This is a genomic window from Pseudoalteromonas shioyasakiensis (genome assembly GCF_001550135.1).
GTDB lineage: Bacteria > Pseudomonadota > Gammaproteobacteria > Enterobacterales > Alteromonadaceae > Pseudoalteromonas > Pseudoalteromonas shioyasakiensis.
Genome location: NZ_LRUE01000015.1, coordinates 455655 through 476370 on the forward strand (window position 1 = coordinate 455655; position 20716 = coordinate 476370).

General features: G+C 41.6%; 12 protein-coding genes. 2 read left to right on the plus strand and 10 right to left on the minus strand.

Translation table 11 applies throughout. The features are described from left to right. Positions 1-102 precede the first annotated feature (102 nt). Both PASHI_RS11340 and PASHI_RS11345 read left to right on the plus strand, forming a co-directional pair. Positions 103-1188: an efflux RND transporter periplasmic adaptor subunit gene (locus PASHI_RS11340; RefSeq protein ID WP_062565682.1), complete on the plus strand. Its 1086-nt coding sequence runs from the start codon at positions 103-105 to the stop codon at positions 1186-1188. After that, entirely contained in the window at positions 1188-4259 is a 3072-nt protein-coding gene (locus tag PASHI_RS11345) for an efflux RND transporter permease subunit (protein WP_062565683.1), read from the plus strand. Before PASHI_RS11340 ends, PASHI_RS11345 begins: the two co-directional genes overlap by 1 nt. 129 nt (positions 4260-4388) lie before the next feature. Here the strand turns inward: PASHI_RS11345 and rluF are convergent, their stop codons facing one another. The 10 genes from rluF to malQ all read right to left on the minus strand — a co-directional run bounded on the left by rluF (position 4389) and on the right by malQ (position 20711). Next, positions 4389-5333: a 23S rRNA pseudouridine(2604) synthase RluF gene (gene rluF, locus PASHI_RS11350; protein WP_062565684.1), complete on the minus strand. Its 945-nt coding sequence runs from the start codon at positions 5331-5333 to the stop codon at positions 4389-4391. A gap of 89 nt (positions 5334-5422) precedes the next feature. Beyond that, positions 5423-6514 (minus strand): ABC transporter substrate-binding protein, encoded by a 1092-nt coding sequence (locus PASHI_RS11355; protein ID WP_062565685.1) that lies wholly within the window; start codon positions 6512-6514, stop codon positions 5423-5425. 43 nt (positions 6515-6557) lie between these two features. Continuing rightward, positions 6558-7640 (minus strand): DUF418 domain-containing protein, encoded by a 1083-nt coding sequence (locus tag PASHI_RS11360; RefSeq protein WP_082710912.1) that lies wholly within the window; start codon positions 7638-7640, stop codon positions 6558-6560. Positions 7641-7647: 7 nt separating this feature from the next. Beyond that, entirely contained in the window at positions 7648-8862 is a 1215-nt protein-coding gene (locus tag PASHI_RS11365; protein WP_054562379.1) for an EAL and HDOD domain-containing protein, read from the minus strand. Between the two features lie 91 nt (positions 8863-8953). Beyond that, positions 8954-10492: a glycogen synthase gene (locus tag PASHI_RS11370; RefSeq protein WP_062565687.1), complete on the minus strand. Its 1539-nt coding sequence runs from the start codon at positions 10490-10492 to the stop codon at positions 8954-8956. Between the two features lie 123 nt (positions 10493-10615). Further along, complete coding sequence (gene glgC, locus PASHI_RS11375) at positions 10616-11917, minus strand: glucose-1-phosphate adenylyltransferase (protein WP_054562381.1); 1302 nt, start codon at positions 11915-11917, stop codon at positions 10616-10618. Positions 11918-11935: 18 nt separating this feature from the next. After that, positions 11936-14458 (minus strand): glycogen/starch/alpha-glucan phosphorylase, encoded by a 2523-nt coding sequence (locus tag PASHI_RS11380; protein WP_062565688.1) that lies wholly within the window; start codon positions 14456-14458, stop codon positions 11936-11938. After that, positions 14451-16508: a glycogen debranching protein GlgX gene (glgX, locus tag PASHI_RS11385; RefSeq protein WP_062565689.1), complete on the minus strand. Its 2058-nt coding sequence runs from the start codon at positions 16506-16508 to the stop codon at positions 14451-14453. Before glgX ends, PASHI_RS11380 begins: the two co-directional genes overlap by 8 nt. Next, positions 16498-18735, minus strand: a complete 2238-nt coding sequence (glgB, locus tag PASHI_RS11390; RefSeq protein WP_062565690.1) for a 1,4-alpha-glucan branching protein GlgB — start codon at positions 18733-18735, stop codon at positions 16498-16500. Before glgB ends, glgX begins: the two co-directional genes overlap by 11 nt. After that, a complete protein-coding gene (gene malQ, locus PASHI_RS11395) occupies positions 18735-20711 on the minus strand; it encodes a 4-alpha-glucanotransferase (RefSeq protein ID WP_062565691.1) in 1977 nt (658 codons plus the stop codon). The genes glgB and malQ overlap by 1 nt, the downstream gene beginning before the upstream one ends. Positions 20712-20716 lie beyond the last annotated feature (5 nt).

Below are 20716 nucleotides of genomic sequence, written 5' to 3' on the forward strand. Positions count from 1 at the left end.
TAAATAAAACTTATGCTGTTTCTAAAATTTAATAATTTTTATTTTATATCTTTGCAGCGTATCCTGCAGCAAATTTATGCTTTCTTATCTATGGAGAAGACAATGAGATTGGCAACCGCCGCGTTAATGAGCAGCATGTTTTTGCTTCTTGCGGCATGTTCAGAGCAAGCACAGCAAGGTGAAGCAGAGCCGGTAGTACGTCCTGTTAAACTTTTTAATATTGGCAATAATTCAGAGCAAAGCATTCGCAGCTTTCCTGCTGAAGTGGTTGCTAACCAAGGTTCTTATCTCGCTTTTAGAGTAAATGGTGAGTTACTTGAGTTCCCTGCACTTGCGGGCCAACACGTTGAAAAGGGAGAGCTTTTAGCAAAACTGGATCCTGAAGATTTTCAACTGCAGTACGAAGAACGTAAAGCACGCTTTGAACTTGCTGCGTCTCAACTTGAGCGTGTGCAAAAGCTTTTTAACCGCTCTATTGCCAGTCAATCTGAGTTAGACCAAGCCCTTGCCAATAAACAGGTTGCTGAGTCAGCGCTAAAAATTGCCAAAACCAACCTCGATAATAGCGAATTACGCGCGCCGTTCGCCGGTACTGTAGCAAAGGTATTTGTGAAAAACTTTGAAAACATTCAAGCAAAACAAAATATCCTTCGCCTTGAAACCCGCGACCTAATGGACGTGGTTATTCAAGTACCCGAAAAACTCATTGCACGCATCGATAAAGACGTTCACTACCAACCTGATGTTGTATTTGATGGTTACCCAAACAAGTCATATCAATTAACGGTCAAAGAGTTTGATACCCAAGCCGACCCAATTACTTTAACGTATAAAGTTGTGTTTTCTTTACCTGTGCCAGAAGATTTTAATCTACTTGCCGGTATGACTGGCCGCGTTGATATAGATTTAAGCAAAATCACCAGCTCACAGTCACCTTATACACTACTGCCAGTTGAGGCGGTATTCTCTGAGCCTACTGAGTCTGAAAACGATAACAGCTATGTGTGGCTTTATGACGAAAACACCGGTTTAGTGCACAAACAAGCTGTTGAAGTTGGCCAATTACACCGTGATGGCATTGAAGTACTCTCAGGTATTAAAGAAGGCCAAATCGTTGTGGCTGCTGGCGTGCACTTTTTAGAAGAAGGCATGAAAGTGCGTCCATGGCAAAAAGAGCGAGGCTTATAATGAGCTTTGCTGCACTCGCTATTGAAAGAAAAGTCATTAGCTGGATGTTCGCGCTGTTTTTACTGATTGGTGGAACGGTCGCTTACTTTGGCTTAGGACAACTAGAAGACCCTGAATTCACCCTAAAAAAAGCCATGGTGATCACCCTTTATCCTGGCGCGTCACCACAGCAGGTTGAAGAAGAAGTCACCTTCCCTATTGAAAATGCAATTCAACAGCTGCCGTATGTTGATTACGTAACCAGTATTTCATCACCGGGTAAATCGCAAATTACCGTTGAGATGAAAAGCAATTATCGTAAACAAGACTTACGCCAAATATGGGATGAGTTGCGTCGCAAAATCAATGATCAGGCATCGTCGATGCCCTCTGGTGTTTATCCAAGCAAGATTATGGATGACTTTGGTGATGTATACGGAGTGATGTATGCAGTCACTGGCGATGGTTATTCTTACGATGAGCTAAAAGATTACGTTGATTATTTAAAACGTGAGCTTGTTTTGGTTGATGGCGTTAGTAAAGTAACCGTGGGTGGCGAGCAACAAGCACAAGTCATGGTCGAGATTTCAACCCGCAAACTGGCCCAGTTAGGTATTTCGCCTAATCGAATTTATCAGCTTTTACAAACTCAAAATAGCGTGTCGAACGCAGGTAAAGTCCGCGTTGGCGATGAATCAATTCGCTTACACCCAACTGGTGAATTTAAAGACGTAAAAGAGCTCGAAAACTTACTTATTTCTAAGCCAGGTGAAAATGAGCTTATTTACTTAGGTGATGTTGCTACCGTTTTTCGTGAGTACGCCGAAGTCCCTAACAATATTATTCGCTATAACCAACAGCAAGCATTACTGGTAGGCGTATCGTTTAGCACAGGCGTTAACGTTGTTGATGTAGGCGCAAATATTGATGCCCATTTAGCGTCACTGGAATATCAACGACCACATGGTATGGAAATAAACAGCGTTTATAACCAACCTGCCGAAGTTGAAAAGTCAGTAAGTGGCTTTATTATCAGCCTACTTGAAGCCGTTGCCATTGTTATTATCGTGCTTTTAGTCTTTATGGGCTTTAAGAGCGGCGTATTGATTGGTGTAATACTCCTACTGACCGTACTAGGTACCTTCATTTTCATGAAGTTATTTGCCATTGATTTACAACGAATTTCGCTTGGTGCTTTAATCATTGCCTTAGGGATGCTGGTAGATAATGCCATTGTGGTAACCGAAGGCATATTAATAAACCTCAAGCGCGGACAAACAAAACTGCAAGCTGCAACTAATATTGTTAATCAAACCAAGTGGCCATTACTGGGGGCTACGGTTATCGCAATTACTGCCTTTGCGCCGATTGGCTTGAGTTCAGATGCCAGTGGTGAGTTTGCTGGCAGCTTGTTCTGGGTGTTATTTATTTCATTGTTACTAAGCTGGATCACAGCCATTACTTTAACGCCTTTCTTCGCTGATTTAATGTTTAAACAAGCCACTGAAAAACAGCCACATCACGATGAAGACCCTTATCAAGGTGTTATTTTTAATGTTTATAAAGGCGTATTGCATACAGCAATGCGGTACCGTAAAACTACGCTACTGCTGATGGTGATCCTGCTTGTTAGCTCAGTTTATGGCTTTAAATTTATCAAGCAGTCGTTCTTTCCTGCATCGAATACTCCTATGTTTTATGTTGATTATTGGCATACGCAAGGCGCTGATATTCATACCACTATGGATGGTGTTGCAAAACTCGAAAAATTCTTACAAGCCGACCCACTGGTTGAAGAAATAACCACAACGGTTGGTCAAGGTGCACCGCGTTTCATGCTGACTTACGCACCTGAAAAATCATACCCAGCTTATGGGCAATTGATTATTCGAGTAAAAGACCGCGAAGCTGTTACAACCATGATCAAAAAAGTACGCGATTACCAACACGAACATGTACTTGATGCTCAGCTTAAAGTTAAACGTATGGAAATTGGCCCATCAACAGATGCAAAAATTGAAGCGCGTTTTTCTGGTGCAGATCCTGTTGTACTTCGCCAGTTAGCAAAAGAGGCGAAAGATATTCTGCATCAAGATGCGGGAGCATTTAATATTCGTGACGATTGGCGTGCTCGCTCAAAGTTAATTCGTCCGCAATTTAACGAGCAAAAAGCCCGTCGTTTAGGAATTGCCAAATCTGACCTTGATCAGCTGCTGTTAACTAGCTTATCGGGTAAACAAGTGGGCGTTTATAAAGACGGCACACAAATGCTGCCAATTATTGCTCGATCGCCTGCTGAAGAGCGCTTAAACGTTGAAAGCCTGCGAGACTTACAAATTTACAGCCCAGTGTTAGGTGTGTTTGTACCGGTGACACAAGTGGTTGACGACTTTGTTGTTGAGTGGGAAGACAGCTTGATCATGCGACGTGATCGTAAGCGTACCATCACTGTAATGGCCGACCACGATGTCATTGGCGATGAAACTCCAGCGAAGCTCTTTGCACGTGTTCGCAAAGACATTGAAGCTATTGAACTACCACGTGGTTATGAATTGCAATGGGGCGGCGAATATGAATCGTCAACAGATGCGCAAAAAGCTATTTTCGGTTCATTACCTCTTGGTTACTTAGCCATGTTCGCAATCACAGTGTTACTGTTCAATTCAGTTAAAAAGCCTTTAGTGATTTGGGCAACAGTGCCACTAGCCATTGTGGGTGTATCAGCTGGTTTATTACTAATGAATGCAGCATTTAGCTTTATGGCACTGCTTGGCTTACTGAGCTTAAGCGGTATGCTCATCAAAAACGGCATTGTATTAGTTGATCAAATTAATCTTGAACTCGATAGTGGTAAAGACCCTTACAAAGCAGTATTCGACTCAGGTGTAAGCCGTGTTCGCCCTGTAGCGATGGCTGCAATTACCACCATTTTAGGCATGATCCCACTGCTATTTGACGTGTTCTTCCAGTCTATGGCGGTAACCATTATGTTTGGTCTTGGTTTTGCGACAGTGCTGACACTAATTGTTGTGCCTGTGCTCTATACCATGCTGTTTAAGATCAAAGTACCTAAACAGCGTCACGCTAATTAATACAGATTGGCTCTCAACCAAAAGCCCTAACAGCAAACTGTTAGGGCTTTTTCTTAATTAGAATGACTGGTAACTAAAACTGCCACAGCTTAAAAAGCTATTCAAACACTACATTTTAAAAGCTCAAGCTTACTTTTTCAGGCTTAATGTACCTGTGCGTTTGGTGCTGCTACGTTTCGTTTGATTTGGTTTTGCTGAGTGCGAATTGCCAGCCTTTGCTCTTGATTGACCTTGTTTGGCATCATTACGTGCTTTTTTCACGTATTTAGAAAAATCGCGCTTTTTTTCTTCTTCATTGCGTGGTTTTTGCTTAGCACGAGCTTGCGTTGGCTGTTTGTTTTCATCAATTGAGCGCTCTTCTGTTTTACCTGAGTCGGCAATTGAGTTATTGATCTCTGCCATTTCTTGCTCGGTTAAATGACGCCACTGCCCTACTTTTAAACCTTTTAGGGTAACGTTCATGATACGTGTGCGTTTAAGAGTCACCACTTCATAACCTAAATATTCACACATGCGGCGAATTTGGCGGTTTAAGCCTTGTGTTAGCACTATAGTAAATTGCTGCGGGCCTGTTTGTTTAACCTTACATTTTTTAGTAACGGTATCTAGGATAGGAATACCGTTTGCCATCTTATTCACGAACTGGCGATTAAGTGGCTTATCAACCGTCACTACGTATTCTTTTTCATGATTATTACCAGCGCGAAGAATTTTATTAACGATGTCGCCTTCGTTAGTTAAGAAAATTAAGCCTTCTGAAGGTCTATCCAAGCGTCCGATTGGGAAAATACGCTCTGGGTAATTAACGGCTTTAACAATATTGCTTTGGATTTTTCGCTCAGTCGTACATGTAATACCAACAGGTTTGTTATAGGCAATATAAACCAGCTTAGGCTTTGCTTTTAAAGGTTTGCCATCAATAAGTACATCATCGGCTTCACTAACTTTTACGCCCATTTCAGGCAAGCTGCCGTTAACAGTAACACGACCTTCTTCAATATATTTATCTGCCTCACGGCGTGAACAAAAACCTGTTTCACTGATAAATTTATTTAATCGCTTTAACTCTGTCATGGCACACTTCTGTCTGGATTTTAAAGCCGCTAGTTTATACCAGAAGCCTTTACCAAGCTAGGTAGAATCTAGGCTCTTTCACTACACTTTTAGTGTTGCGCTGCGTTTTTGGGCTTTTCGCTCAATAAACTATGTAGCGTATCAAAATCGAAGGCGTACTCAGTGCTTTTGCTGTTTTGCAGTAAGAAGGTTTCAAAAGGGATAACCGACCAATCTTTGATGTTTCTTAGCCAGCTATAACTTTGAATATTGTGCTTTGTTATCACCCCAAGCTGAAACTTAATCTCATCGTGATTTTGCCAATAAGGGTTCCCATTATGATGATCGACCACGCTAATTAAAGCCCATGCTCCCATCATAAAATGCCCGCCAACACTGGCTGTGAGTTTTTGTTGTTCTATTAAGTCTAAATTATCATCAAGCCAATCAATGCCACCAATGAAATAGGCTTTATCTTTTTTACCTTTTACTGCTTCTAGGGCACCTTGCGCCATTAAATCAGACGCACACCAAATCACATTCGTATCTGGGTATCGTTGTAATAATCGGCTCACTTTATTCTCGGCTTCTTGCTTATTCCAACTGGCATACACAACTTGCTCAAGCTCAACATCTTGTTTTCGTAAATAATGGACAAGGCCGTCACTACGGGTGTCAGATTCAGTGCCATAATGGCCATTGATAGCAACAAAGTGAGGTGTTTGCTTTGTATTTATCGCCTCATCAAGTAAGGCTTTGCCAAGTTGCTCACCCGCTTTGAAGTTATCGTGAAATACTTCACCTAACCAATACTTAAAGCGCTGACGGGGTTTACCCACTTCGTCACGCTCTACGCCAACAATCGTTTCTTCAAGGGTGATAAAATTCACTTTATGTTGTTCAAGCAAGCTCATTGACTGCTCTGCACCACCTGGGTAATTGATTAAAATTGCGTAATCAGGTTTGGGCTTATATTGCAGGTATTGTTTGAGTTCGGCTAATTGAATGTGGCGATTTCCACCACCATAAATTGTTGTGAGAGAAACATTATTTTGCTTGGCAGCAACCTGCATCACATCAGTGACTTTTTGCCAAAATACATCGCTTTTAACTGAGGGATTAACTAACAGCACAGAGAATTGCTCGCCAGCATAAAGTGGTGAACAGCAAAGCAATGTAAAAACCAACAAGCAAACTCGCATTACCACTCCGCTTTGTTTTTCTTTGATTGTAGTATACGAGGAATTATCTAGACAATTTCCGCCAAATTAATTCACACGGACCATTTGTAAAGTACTGACTATACACTTTACAAAAAAACAATTGAAAAACAAGCACAATAGCAATAACCAACCAATAATCTATGCGATCAAAATTAAGTGCTGCGGTTGGATATGCGACTTTAAAAAACAGGATAAAAATCACTGTTTGCATTAGATATAGCGTTAATGACATGCGACCGGCTTGCTGTAACAGCAACCAGTTACTGGGGGAATTTTTAACTATTTTCACAATGATGTGGCAATAACAAATGGCCATAGCTAAAGCAGCAAGCCAATTAATCGGTTCAGCAATCGCGTACATGAATACACTTTGGTCAGGCTCTATCATCAACCTTAGGGCCGTAAAACTTATCGCTGCAGCAGTAATCAACTTAAGCTGAGAGTGTGTTAAACCTTGAACAAATACCCCTTGTTTATATAAATAAACGCCCACCAGCATTAACCCTGCAGCCATCCACATTGTGATGAGTGGCACAGCAATAAGCATTATTATAAAAATCAAAAAGTTACTGACGAATCCTGCAAAATAAGAAGAATAAGCCGCGTCATATGCCATTAAAAAACTCTCAGAGCTTCTCGTTACAGGGCTAAACTCTGGCTCTATAAAGGAGAGTAAAAATGAAATGAAGGCACCAAGAAGTAAAAACAGCATGCCCATACGCAGTATTTTTTCGTCATCTTGCTGGCTAAATTTAAGCGTTAACCAGCCTGCACAAGAATAAATAAACAAAATATCGCCAGCCCACAATAAAAAACCATGGGCAAGGCCTATAAAAGCCAAAACTTTTAGTCGCTTATGTTGCTTCTCGACGCTTTGCCAAAGCTGCCATTGAATAACTAAAGAGGCACCAAATAACAAGCAAAAAAGGCTCCTAAAGCGCCCATCAATAAAAGCAGTATTAAAAATGTATATTAGTGAATCTGAAAGTGGTGGCGTAGCACTTGGGGTATAATCGTACTCGAACACAGCAAAAGTGTAGATGTTCATAAACATCAAGCCGAGTACTGCAATACCCCGTAAAACATCCATATTTATATTGCGCATAAATCCCTTATAGGTTCTGTCTGCAGCTATCGCTCCAATTTACCGCATTTTCGTATATCTTGGGAAGGTCAGCACTTTCAATACTTAAATAGGCAACAGCCTGTTCAAGTGCCCACCAACTGCCAGTTTCGTAAGCTTTGACGGTTTCTAGTATGTAATAGAGGATATTTTTTTCTTGCATGAGAGCAGCATGAATTTCGTCAGGAAACGGCAATCGATCCAATAGCTTTTCCATTGGCTGATCTAATATGGCATCGAGCAACGAAAACAGTCCCGTTAAAAATGCCTCACCTGTTTGTTGCTTAGCAACACGCTGCGCTATTAATTCGCAAAAGCGCGCTCTAACAACACAAAGCCGAGTAAGCTCGGCTGGTTTTGACTGGGCACTGTGGGCAGTAATAATTAGGCTAACAAACTTTTTCAGTCGTTCATGGCCTAAATATACAAGCGCTTGTTTTAGAGAGCCAATTTTGCTTTTAATAGGAAACACGCCGCTATTAATTAAGCGCAGCAATTTATAAGCAAGTGCGGTATCTAACGAGAACAAGCCCGCAATTTCACTTATATTTGGATCTGGGCGCATGACTTCAGCATAAATTGATAATACCAGCGCGTAGTTGTAATCAATATCGCGATGCTGAATCATTTTGGGTTTAGCAAAGAAATAACCTTGAAAGAAATCAAAGCCCATTTTATAGGCTTTGTCGTAATCATCGGCTGTTTCAAGCTTTTCTGCCAAAAGCTTTATTTTTTTATGTTTTTTAAGCTTATTTACAACAGGGGCAATTTCTTCAAAGGGTGTTTGCTGAACATCAAACTTGATAAGACGAATAAGTTTTAAAAAGCGATCCCACTCAGGTTGGTAAACAAAATCATCCAGTGCCAACTTGTAGTTGTTGTGAAAAAGCTCGCGACAATATTCGTAATTTTCGTCGGTAGGTTCCATAGTTTCGAGTAACTCAATCACCACATCTTGAGTTGGCAAAAACGCACAAAGGTCCAGCTTCAAAGACTCTGGACCTATATTAATTAATGCTTTTTTGCCCGACGTAATATGACGGGTACCTAAATTGAGCTGGTTTTCCATAATCAGCCGAGCCGTTGCCGTACTCTCTGACACATCAGGAAAACTATTTTTTAAACTATCTCTAAATAGTAGCTCATAGGCGACAACTTGTTGACGACGATTAAAGACCGCTTGCCTAGCAACAAATACAGCCACTTTACCTACTTTTTATATTTTATCTCACACTAAGTAATTAATAGCTGAAATTGACAAAAAAGTCACTTAATTACCATGAATCACGCATTTTTTATTGATATAAGCCTGATAAATAGCCTTCTGCAACGGATTGCCACGTAAAACGGGCATTTTTAGCCTGTTCACAAATTGCACACCATTGTTCTGGTTGTGATTTTTTAAGCTCAAGCGCATCGCTAAAACTAGTAACAAGTTCGTAGCTTTGTGATGCTAAACTCTCACCTTGGAAACTAAAACCACTCACATGATGCTCTACCGTATCACGCAAACCGCCAACACCGTGGACTAAACATGGCTGACCTGCTCGCATTGCTAACATCTGACTGATACCACATGGCTCAAACGAACTTGGCATTAAAAATAAATCGCCTAAGTGATACATGTATTCGCCAACAAAATGTGCGTACCCTTTTAAAAATAGCAGGTTTTCTTGGCGAGCCATAACCGATGTCATAATTTGCTCAAGTTCAGCATCCCCTGAGCCTAAAATAATCATATAGCCGTTATGTTGTTTTAAGCGCTGACACAACTCATCTAACACCAGTCCTTTATCAAAAGACTGGCGAAGTAACAGTGCTTTTTGGTCCGTTAAACGGCCCACACTGGTTACTAATGGCCCTGAAAACGGCTGAGTTTTAAATTTAAGTAAGCGTTGATGCGCTATGTAATAGCTTGAATCTAAAACAGGACTTTTTGCCATCCATTGAAATAATGCATTTTCGGCATGTTGATAAAGGCTCGCTAAACTAATGTCCTCAAGCTTCATTCCAGGGTATTCGCAACCATTAAGAATGCCCACTACGCGGCCTTGTTCATAAGCAGCTTGTAGGTCAGCTTCAAGCCCCTCACCACCAAAGAAGCCTTTTTCTGCATCACTAGGGCGCAATACTTCTTGGCAATAAGTTGGCGATACAAGATGAACTTTATCCACTAGATTAATTGCGCTGCGCATTGGGTTAAAACAATCAAAATAACGCGGATCGCATAACCTTTCGCCGTTATAACCTAGACTTGGGAACCAGGCTTCTAGGCTTGAGCTATCGCCTTTGAAAGGGCGTATCCCTTGCAATGCAAGGTTATGTACTGTGTAAGCTAAAAATAAGTGCGATAGTTTTTTATAGCGGCTATCTGTTTTAAGTAATAGAGCAACACAAGCACTGTGCCAATCATGTAAATGCACAACATCCGGCGTGCGGATAAGCCCTTGTAATAAAGCCTCGCAAACTGCAGCGTTGAAAAGAGCAAACTTACTTGCATCGGTTGCAAACGGGCGGCCTGGTTCATCATTACAATAAACAGCACCATTATGGCGGCTAAATTCCCAATGAGATATAAGCAGTTGCGTTACACCTTCATCACTTTTAGCGAGCTTCCACACATCCAGTTTTTGCATTTGACCTGCAAATGGCACATGCACAACACCTATGTGATGACGCTCCAAATAATCAAAGCCATAATCAGGGATCACCACATCAACACTAAGGCCTTTTTCAACTAAAGCTTTAGGACAATCTCTAACAACATCCGCTACACCACCGACTTTTGCATTCGGTAATGCATCATTCTCTGCAGCTACCATCAATACATGCATGCTTTGCAGTACTCCATAAAACTGTTATACCAATCAGCAATAATACTTAATTAAGCGAATTGGTATTATTCAAATATAAATAAGGGAGGGACATGCCCTCCCTTTTTCATTTAACGCGATTGCTTAAGCAAGTCGTTTATTATCTTGCTCTTGTTGTTTTAACTTTTTTGCAAGTTCATTCAACATATCACGAGTTACCAACACAATCCCTTTTTTCGAGACTCTAAAGCCATTTTCTTTGTCAGCTTTGTGATCGTAGCCAATTTCTAGACCTGCTGGGATCTCACAATTACGGTCAATAATAGCACGCCTAATTCGGCAATTTCGCTGTATTTTCGCACCAGGTAAAATCACAGACTCTTCAATTTCACAGAATGAGTGAACATATACATTCGAGAACAGCAGTGACTTTTTAACTTTAGAGCCAGAGATAATACAGCCACCCGAAACTGTTGAATCAACAGCCATTCCACGTCTGTCATCATCATCAAAAATAAACTTAGCAGGTGGTAACTGCTCCTGATAAGTCCAGATTGGCCATTTTGGATCATAAAGGTCAAGCTGAGGCTCTGGCATTACCAGCTCCATGTTAGCTTCCCAGAATGAATCAAGCGTACCCACATCGCGCCAGTATGGTTGACCATCTGTGTTAGAGTCTCTAAACGGATATGCAAACACGTTATGCTCTTCGATGATAGCTGGGATGATATCGTGACCGAAATCACGGCCTGAGCCTTCCGTTTCTGCGTCTTTTTTCAATTGTTCAAATAAGAACTCAGTATTGAAAATATAGTTACCCATTGATGCTAAGCAGGTTCCTGGTTTACCCGGTACAGACGTTGGCTCAGCAGGCTTTTCATCAAAACGACGGACACGATTACTTTCATCAACCGTCATTACACCAAATGTATCTGCAGCTTCTTCGCAAGGTACTTCAATACAACAAACCGTCATATCAGCACCTGTCTCAACATGTTTTGCCAACAAACCACCGTAGTCCATACAATACACGTGGTCACCAGAGAGGATCATGACATACTTAGGCAGTTCATGACGGATGATATCCATATTTTGGAATACCGCATCAGCTGTACCGCAATACCACTCGTCACCATATCGCTGAGATGCAGGTAAAATCTCTACAGATTCACCCAATTCTTTCTTAAAGTGACCCCATGCACGGTTTACGTGACGAATTAACGAGTGCGACTTATATTGAGTAGCAATACCAACTCGACGAATACCTGAATTAATACAATTCGACAATGGAAAGTCGATTATTCGGTGTTTACCACCAAAATAGACTGCTGGTTTAGCACGCCAGTCAGTTAATTCATGTAAACGTGAGCCGCGACCACCGGCAAGAATTAGGGCATACGTTTCTCTGGTTAAACTACTTATGTATCGGTTTGCATAACTTGGCATAACTCTCTCCGTCTTAAGCTAGCTGCTTTTCTTCTGTGTGTTTTGCTGTGCACTAGTATCCAGTAATGGCTCCAAATGCCAGATGTCGTCACTGTATTGACTAATGGTTCTATCGCTCGAAAACATGCCACTGGCTGCAGTATTCAAAATACTCATTTTGGTCCAGTGAGCAGTGTCTAAGTAGGCTTGTTCAACTTGCTCTTGCGCTTCTACAAAGCTGGCAAAATCATGAGCAACTAACCATGGATCGTGCGGGCTCTTAATTGCCGCAATAATGTCGTCAAATAAATTAGGCTCAAACAAATTGAAGTGACCGCTCTCAAGTAATTGCATTACTTTATAGAGGCTGTCAGTTTGGTGAATAATCTGCTCAGGGTTATAGTGCGCTTTGATATCATCAATTTGCTCTGCACGTGCACCAAATAAGAAGAAGTTGTCAGCACCCACAGCATCACGAATTTCGATGTTAGCGCCATCTAACGTACCTATAGTCAATGCGCCGTTCATCATGAACTTCATGTTACCTGTGCCAGATGCTTCTTTACCTGCTGTAGAAATTTGCTCAGATAAATCCGTCGCTGGGCAAATAGTTTCCATTGCTGTCACGTTGTAATTAGGTAAAAAAGCAACTCTTAAATACGGTTTAGCAAGCGGATCTTTGTTGATCACTTCTGCTACGTTATTAATTAATTTAATAATTTTCTTCGCCATGTAGTAACCTGGTGCAGCTTTGCCGCCCAATAGCACACAACGAGGAACAATGTTTGCTGTATCGCCTTGGCGAATACGGTCGTAAAGGTGAATAACGTGCAATACGTTTAATAGCTGACGCTTATATTCGTGAATACGTTTCACTTGCACGTCAAACATCATTTCGGCATCAAACTCTACGCCACAGCGGTTTTTCACTAACTCAACAAGGCGTTGCTTATTGCTGTGTTTTACAGCTTGCCATTGTTTATGGAATTTAGGGTCGTCATATAAACGACGTACCTGACTAACTTTACTAAAGTCTGCAACCCATTCATCACCAATATGTTGATTAAGCAGTTTAGCCAACTCAGGATTACAATGTGCTAACCAACGACGAGGTGTTACACCATTGGTTTTGTTATTAAACTTCTCTGGCCATAGCTGATAAAACTCATTGAATAGGCCCGCTTTAAGTAGCTCAGTGTGAAGTGCAGCCACACCATTCACCGAATAGCTACCAACAATCGCTAAATACGCCATGCGAATTTGTGGCTCAGGGCCTTCTTCTATAAGCGATAGCGCACGTTGTTTTTCAACATCACCTGGCCATGCTAACGCAACTTCAGCGAGGAAACGTGCATTGATTTCGTAGATTATTTCTAAAATACGCGGTAATAATCGAGCAAATAAAGATACTGACCACTTCTCTAATGCTTCAGGAAGCAAAGTGTGGTTTGTATAAGCCATAGTTTTAGTCGTGATAGACCAGGCTTCTTGCCAATCAAGCTCATACTCATCAACCAAAATACGCATAAGCTCAGCAACAGCAATACTAGGGTGCGTATCGTTTAATTGAAAAACATGGTAATCAGCAAAATCAGAGAAGTCTTCGCCATGTTTGCTAACCCACGTGTCAATAATGTCTTGTAAGCTCGCTGATGATAAGAAGTACTGCTGACGTAAACGCAGTTCTTTACCGTTCTCACTGCTGTCATTCGGGTAAAGAACCATGGTAATTTGTTCAGCTAAGTTTTTACGCGCTACTGCTTCTGAGTAACTACCCGCATTAAATTCGCTTAAATCAAATTCGTCTGTTGCTTCTGATTTCCATAAACGTAAGGTATTTACAATATCATTCTTGTAACCCGGAATTGGCACATCATAAGGCACAGCTAAAACATCATGAGAATCTAGCCATTGACGGTGCTCACGACCATATTTATCAGTATAACTTTCAACATGACCAAAGAATTTTACGCGCTTTGATTGCTCAGGTGCACTTAGTTCCCAAGGGTGTCCCTCACGTAGCCAGTTATCTGGTTGTTCAATTTGATGACCATTTTCAATAGCTTGATTAAACATGCCGTATTCATAGCGAATACCATAACCAACCACAGGTAGTGCAAGGCTTGCACAGCTATCTAAGAAGCATGCAGCTAAGCGCCCTAAACCACCATTACCAAGGCCTGCATCATGCTCAGCCTCAGCAACTTGCTCGAGCTCTGTGCAGTATTCTTGTAACGCTTTAGCGACTTGCTCATCTAAGTCTAAGTTCAAAATCGCATTACCAAGAGCACGCCCCATTAAAAACTCAAGTGATAAGTAAGCTGTTTTACGGCGTTTTTGTTCATGGATTTGCTGTTTGGTCACACGGCAACGAGCAACTAATCGGTCACGAATAGTTAATGCTAATGCATGGTATAAATACAGCTGTGATTTACCCACTTTGTCACGCCCAAGGGTGTAATAAAAATGGCGTGATAAGTCATCATCTAGTGTACTTTCATCAACTGTAGGCGCATCCTGCCAGCCCTTTACAATACATACTTGATCGGCATTTTTAGCCATGATTTAGATCCTCTGAATTGGCGGTAAAAACCCAGCTGCTCATTGCAGCAATCTGGTGTTCCTTATCAACAAATTGTGCTGACATAGGATGAATGCTGGTCAGTGCTAACTGCCACTTTCCTTTATCTAAACTAGGAAGTTGGCAAGTTACCGGCTCTGCTCCTGCATTTAATATGATCAATAAAGCTTGATTTGTATGCTTGTCGGTCAGGCTGTATATCAACACTTGGCGATCACCTTGATGCCAATCATCTTGTTGCATATTGGAGCCTGATTCGGTGAACCACGCGACTTCATAACGTGGGTCATTATCGTGAACAAAAAAGCGGTGTTTAAAAATGCTGAACTGCTTACGAATGCGCAGTACATCGTCAATAAATCGAGTCAGAGGATGACTGAATTGAGAGTCTTTCCATGCAAGCCAGCTTGTACGATTGTTTTGACAATAGGCGTTGTTGTTACCGCCTTGTGAGTGTGCCATTTCGCTTCCTAATGAAAGCATAGGCACGCCTTTAGAAAGTAACAAAGTTAACAGCATATTTTTTTGTTGTTGTAAGCGTAATTTGCTCACTTGTGGATCGTTGGTAAACCCTTCGACACCACAATTGAATGAGTGATTGCCACTGTGGCCATCACGATTTTGCTCACCATTAGCTTCGTTGTGTTTATGCTCGTAGCTGACTAAATCAGCCAGCGTGAAGCCATCATGACTGGTGATAAAGTTAATACTGTTAAGTGGCCCACGTAGGTTGTGCTCAAACAAGTCAAACGAACCATGTAAACGTTTTGCAAGCTCGCCAATTACGCCCTGCTCTTGTTTCCAAAAGCGTCTTATCGTATCGCGATACTTATCATTCCATTCACGCCAAGGCGCAGGAAAAGCCCCTAATTGGTAACCACCTGGGCCAATATCCCACGGCTCTGCAATCAGTTTAACTTGGCTTAGTACTGGGTCTTGATTAATCGCTTGGAAAAACGCATGTGCCTGATTAAAGCCATTTGGGTTACGCGCTAAAATGGTTGCTAAGTCAAAACGAAAGCCATCGACCCCCATCACTTCAACCCAATAACGCAAGCTATCAAGTACCAGCTGTAAAGAGCGAGGCGAATCAATATTTACGGTGTTACCACAGCCGGTATCATTAATATAATGCTGGGGTTTATCAGCAACGGTGCGGTAGTAACCTAGATTGTCTAAACCACGTAGCGACAAGATAGGTCCATCTGTGCCCGCCTCTGCAGTGTGGTTATAAACCACATCGAGTATTACTTCGATATCTGCTTTGTGAAGCGCCGCCACCATTTCTTGAAACTCGCTAATATCATCATTAACCAGATACTCTTTATGCGGTGTAAAGAAATTAAGTGTGTTGTAGCCCCAGTAGTTTTGTAAGCCTTTGGCTGTTAAAAACTGCTCACTGATAAAAGCATGAACGGGTAATAACTCTAAGCAAGTCACACCAATAGTACGTAAATGTTCTATAAAACTAGGATGGCTTAAACCTAAAAACTTACCTTGTAACGGTTTTGGGATCTCAGGGTGGCGGCAGGTTGCACCAACCACATGACACTCATAAATTACCGTTTTTCCCCAGCAGTGATTCGGTTTTTTACCTGTGTAAGGTGCCAGTTCACGGACTCGTGATTTTGGCATATCAATGGCATTATTAACCTGACTTAACTTTCCTACAGGCATTTGCCCATAGTGACGTTCACTCCAGGTAAACTCACCATACAAATCGCGGGCATAAGGGTCTAACAGCAATTTGTGATTATTAAAAAATAGTCCTTTTTCAGGTGCGTACTCACCATCAGCTCGAAAGCCATACAAGGCGCCACTTTTCAGAGGGCTCACTTTCAGTGTCCAGATGCCACCTTCGTTCATATGCATCGCAAGGGTAAGAATTTCTGAATGACCGCTGCTATCAAATAAGCACAGAGACATATGCTGTGCTTGTGGTGCGTACACAGCAAAGTTTACGCCCTCACCAACAACAGACGCCCCTAAAGGTGAGCTCACACCGACTTCTAGTTCGACACTATGACTCATCGCTCACCTTCTTAAGGTAAATTGTCGCAAGGCCAGGCAAAGAAATACTAATACTTTGATTAAAGCCATGACTTTCTTTCGCTTGGCTTACAATTATTTGCTCTGCATGATTAGTTGCTTCAACGCCGGAACCAAAATAATCCTCTTTGTCGGTATTCAAAATAACTTGATAGGTACCAGCTTTTGGCACACCAATCACGTAGTCGTGATACACCTGCGGCGTTAAATTACAGATCACCACCACAAAGTCTTCAGCTTTTTTTGCATAGCGAATAAAGCTAAACATACTTTGCTCAGCATTATTGCTATCAAGCCACGCAAAACCCGCAGGGCTTGTATCCTGCTCGTATAAAGCTGGCGTGCTAGTGTATACAGCATTTAAATCTTTAATCGTTTGCTGCATGCCTCTGTGGCTAATATGTTCAAGTAAATGCCAATCAAGCGATTGGTCGTGATTCCACTCTTTACGCTGGGCGATTTCTGCCCCCATAAACAATAATTTTTTACCTGGATGTGCCCACATAAAGGCATAATATGCACGTAAGTTCGCAAACTTTTGCCAGTCATCCCCTGGCATTTTTTCAATTAATGAGCCTTTACCATGCACCACTTCATCGTGGCTAAGCGGTAGAATGTAGTTCTCGCTGTAGGCGTAAACCATTGAAAACGTCATTTCATGGTGGTGATGCGAACGGTAAATTGAATCGCGCTGCATATAATGCAAACTGTCGTTCATCCAGCCCATGTTCCACTTATAACCAAAACCTAAACCATCATGGTCAACTTGGCGCGTAACACCAGGCCATGCTGTTGACTCTTCGGCCACCATCATAATGCCCGGATTTTTTGCATAGCAGCGCATATTGACTTGTTTTAAGCACTCAATGGCGCCTAAATTTTCTCTGCCACCGTATTGATTTGCAACCCACTGCCCTTCTTCACGGCTATAGTCTAGATAAAGCATTGAGGCAACCGCATCAACGCGTAAACCATCAATGCCAAATTCATGCAGCCAATACATTGCATTCGCAATTAGGAAGCTACGAACCTCTGCGCGATCATAATTGTAGATATAGGTATTCCAATCAGGGTGAAAACCTTGCCTAATATCAGCATGTTCGTATAGATGGGTGCCATCAAAACGATGTAAACCATGGGGATCACTTGGGAAATGACCTGGTACCCAGTCAAGAATAAGGCCAATATCGGCTTCGTGACATTGCTCGACAAAGTAAACAAAATCTTCAAAGCTGCCATAGCGACTGGTCGGGGCAAACAATCCAACAGGTTGATAACCCCAAGAACCATCAAATGGGTACTCGCTGATTGGCATTAATTGTAGATGCGTAAAACCGAGCTCTTTTGTGTAAGGAATAAGATTATCAGCAAGTTCACGCCATGTGAGATAGCGCTCGCCATCATCTCGTCTTTGCCAAGAACCCGCATGCACTTCATAAATACTAACAGGCGCATCAATACTGTTTCGTTTTGCACGATTTGCTAACGCCTTTTCAGAAAGCTGAATACCTGTTTTTAGCTTTTGTAGCACTGACGCCGTACCCGGTGCTTGTTGCATCTTAAACGCAAATGGATCGGCTTTATCAAGCACTTCTCCTGTTAGAGTGGTGATAGCAAATTTATAGCATTGATGCTCTTTAAGCCCAGGAATAAATAACTCCCATACCCCACTGGCAGGATGAAAACGCATAAAATGACGATTACGCTGCCAATAGTTAAATTCACCAATAACCGATACACTACTGGCATTCGGCGCCCACACTGTAAAGCGAACACCATCAACGCCTTGTTGAGTCACAAAATGTGCACCAAAATGTTGATACGCATGCTCTAAACTGCCTTCATTAAACAGATACATTGCCTGTTCATCTAAGCTGCTTTCAAAGCTGTACTCATCGTATTGTTGATGAGTAAATTCATTGCTATAGCTAACATCTAGCTGGTAGTCAGGCTTAGTTTTTGATTTGATATTTGCGATAAATAAATGACTATCACCTTGTTGCTGCGCAACGATTTTTTCTGTGCCAAGCAGAATCGAAACACTGCTTGCGCCAGGCAAAAAGCAACGAATTTCATAGCTTGTAGGGCCACTTTTATGCGCCCCAAGAAAGCTGAAAGGATCTCTAAAACAACCACTGGCTAATGCATCGATTTGTTTTTGATAAATAACAGGTTGTGCACTTTGCTCTTGACGAACACGACTTCGCATTATTGATTCCTTATCGAAATTAAATTGGCTAAGAATGACTGTTGCGCTTCGATAATCTGCGCCGCTGGACGCGACAATAAACGCCGCCAATTTGGGTACTCTTTATCAGTACCGGGGATATTTACAGGCAGTATTTGCTGATCTAAGTCATCTATTTGAATAGTAAATAGCTTTGCTGGTGCTGCCGCTAATGAGGATGCCAACGCTTCATAAACCGTAAAGGCATCTGTTTCTAACGATAAATGCTGATTTGACTCTCGTGCGATAAAATTAAGCATACGATGCTTTTCAATGTTTCTCGCATCGAATTGAGCCCGAGTTTGCTCATCATCAAGCAAACCATATTGTTGTTTAATCGTAATATCATGGCCAATCCACCAGCCTTTAAATGGTGGTACGTCATGGTTGGCTATCATTAAAAGACTATGAGGAGCAAAATGCTCAGCCGCTAAAAACTCACCTTGGTGGTCCTTTTCAAAGTAAAACAACCCGTTTGAATAGATTGCACTTGCTTTTAGTGCTTCACGCACTTCATTAGGTACAACACCTAAATCTTCGCCAATCACCACACATTGATTGAGGTGAGATTCAATCTTTAGAATTGCTAATAGTTGTTCAAAGGGATAATAGACATAACAACCATCTTGCTGGGAGTTATTTTCAAAACACCACCAAAGTCGGCGTATCGCCATAACGTGGTCAATTCTAAGACCACCAACATCTTCCATATTGGCGCGGATAAGTGAGCGATAAAAAGCAAAATTGTCTTTACTTAACTTTTGTGGATTAAGTGCCGGTAAGCCCCAATTCTGACCATGTTCAGCCCAAGGGTCTGGCGGAGCTCCAACATGTGCATTTTCGGCAAATAATTCATTTTGGCTCTTGAACTCACTACCATCACCTGCACAGCCAACGGCTAAGTCATTAATAAGACCAATTGCCATACCACTGTCACGGGCAGCTTGCTGGCAGATATTTAATTGAAGGTGAGCTTGCCATTGTAAATAGCTAGCATAATCACGGTCCCCAACCAACATAGTTGCAAGACTGTGTTTATGGGTTTCACAAAAACGAGTGAACTGCTGTTTTCGCTCTGCTGAGCCAAATTCACAAAAGTGTTGATATAAACAGCTAAACACTTGATATTTAAAGTCACTAACTGATGTATAATCAATGTAAGTCGCATCGGTTTGCGGTTTATCCGCTAACAATTTAATAAGTGCATTATTATTTTTGGCGTCTTCGCATAATGACACTGCAATATACAGCGGGTTCAATAACGCTCGGCTATTTGGACTATAGGGACTCGCCCTCTCTGGGCTGTGTTCAAACAGTAAATGCAGTGGATTAAGCAACACATAATCCATGTTTTTAGTCGCGGCTGCTTTAATAAGCTTTGTTAAGTCAGCGAAGTCACCAATTCCTAACCCCTCTTCATTGCATAAGCTATAAAGCTGAATGGATAAGCCCAAACGCTTTTTGTCATCAATAGAGAAGCTTTCTTTAGGTGTGATCCAAAGCTGACTGTGAGATTGCTGATCTGCCACAGTAATGAGTGCATCATGATAACCAATTGGCATTTCAGGAACTGGCAATGCAAGTTCAAGATAACGAATACCGTTTAGACCATAATCACCAAGAATAGCTAAACCTTGTAAGTTTTCACAAGTAAAATGAATATCAAGCGAAGGCACGCTTAGAGTACATGAGCGTGATAATAAACGCTCATCAACGCGTACTTTCAAAATTGGGTGGTGTGCCTCAATAATGCTTGTATGAGGCAACAAATTCAGCCATGTACCTGCATCCAATGCAAAATTAAGTTGGTTAACTGCATCAGTATCCTGAGTATCTACACCACAACAACTAAGTGCCTGCATGCGTGTACTTTCATCGAAAATAACATGCTCACCAGTGTATTTAGTATATTCATAGCCTATGCCATGCAGGTAATATAACTGCGAAAGTGACTGCATCAAAA

Coding starts and splice junctions, on each gene's coding strand:
- PASHI_RS11340 (WP_062565682.1), top strand. CDS start 103: ATGAGATTGGCAACCGCCGCGTTAATGAGCAGCATGTTTTTGCTTCTT.
- PASHI_RS11345 (WP_062565683.1), top strand. CDS start 1,188: ATGAGCTTTGCTGCACTCGCTATTGAAAGAAAAGTCATTAGCTGGATG.
- rluF (WP_062565684.1), bottom strand. CDS start 5,333: ATGACAGAGTTAAAGCGATTAAATAAATTTATCAGTGAAACAGGTTTT.
- PASHI_RS11355 (WP_062565685.1), bottom strand. CDS start 6,514: ATGCGAGTTTGCTTGTTGGTTTTTACATTGCTTTGCTGTTCACCACTT.
- PASHI_RS11360 (WP_082710912.1), bottom strand. CDS start 7,640: ATGCGCAATATAAATATGGATGTTTTACGGGGTATTGCAGTACTCGGC.
- PASHI_RS11370 (WP_062565687.1), bottom strand. CDS start 10,492: ATGCATGTATTGATGGTAGCTGCAGAGAATGATGCATTACCGAATGCA.
- glgC (WP_054562381.1), bottom strand. CDS start 11,917: ATGCCAAGTTATGCAAACCGATACATAAGTAGTTTAACCAGAGAAACG.
- PASHI_RS11380 (WP_062565688.1), bottom strand. CDS start 14,458: ATGGCTAAAAATGCCGATCAAGTATGTATTGTAAAGGGCTGGCAGGAT.
- glgX (WP_062565689.1), bottom strand. CDS start 16,508: ATGAGTCATAGTGTCGAACTAGAAGTCGGTGTGAGCTCACCTTTAGGG.
- glgB (WP_062565690.1), bottom strand. CDS start 18,735: ATGCGAAGTCGTGTTCGTCAAGAGCAAAGTGCACAACCTGTTATTTAT.
- malQ (WP_062565691.1), bottom strand. CDS start 20,711: ATGCAGTCACTTTCGCAGTTATATTACCTGCATGGCATAGGCTATGAA.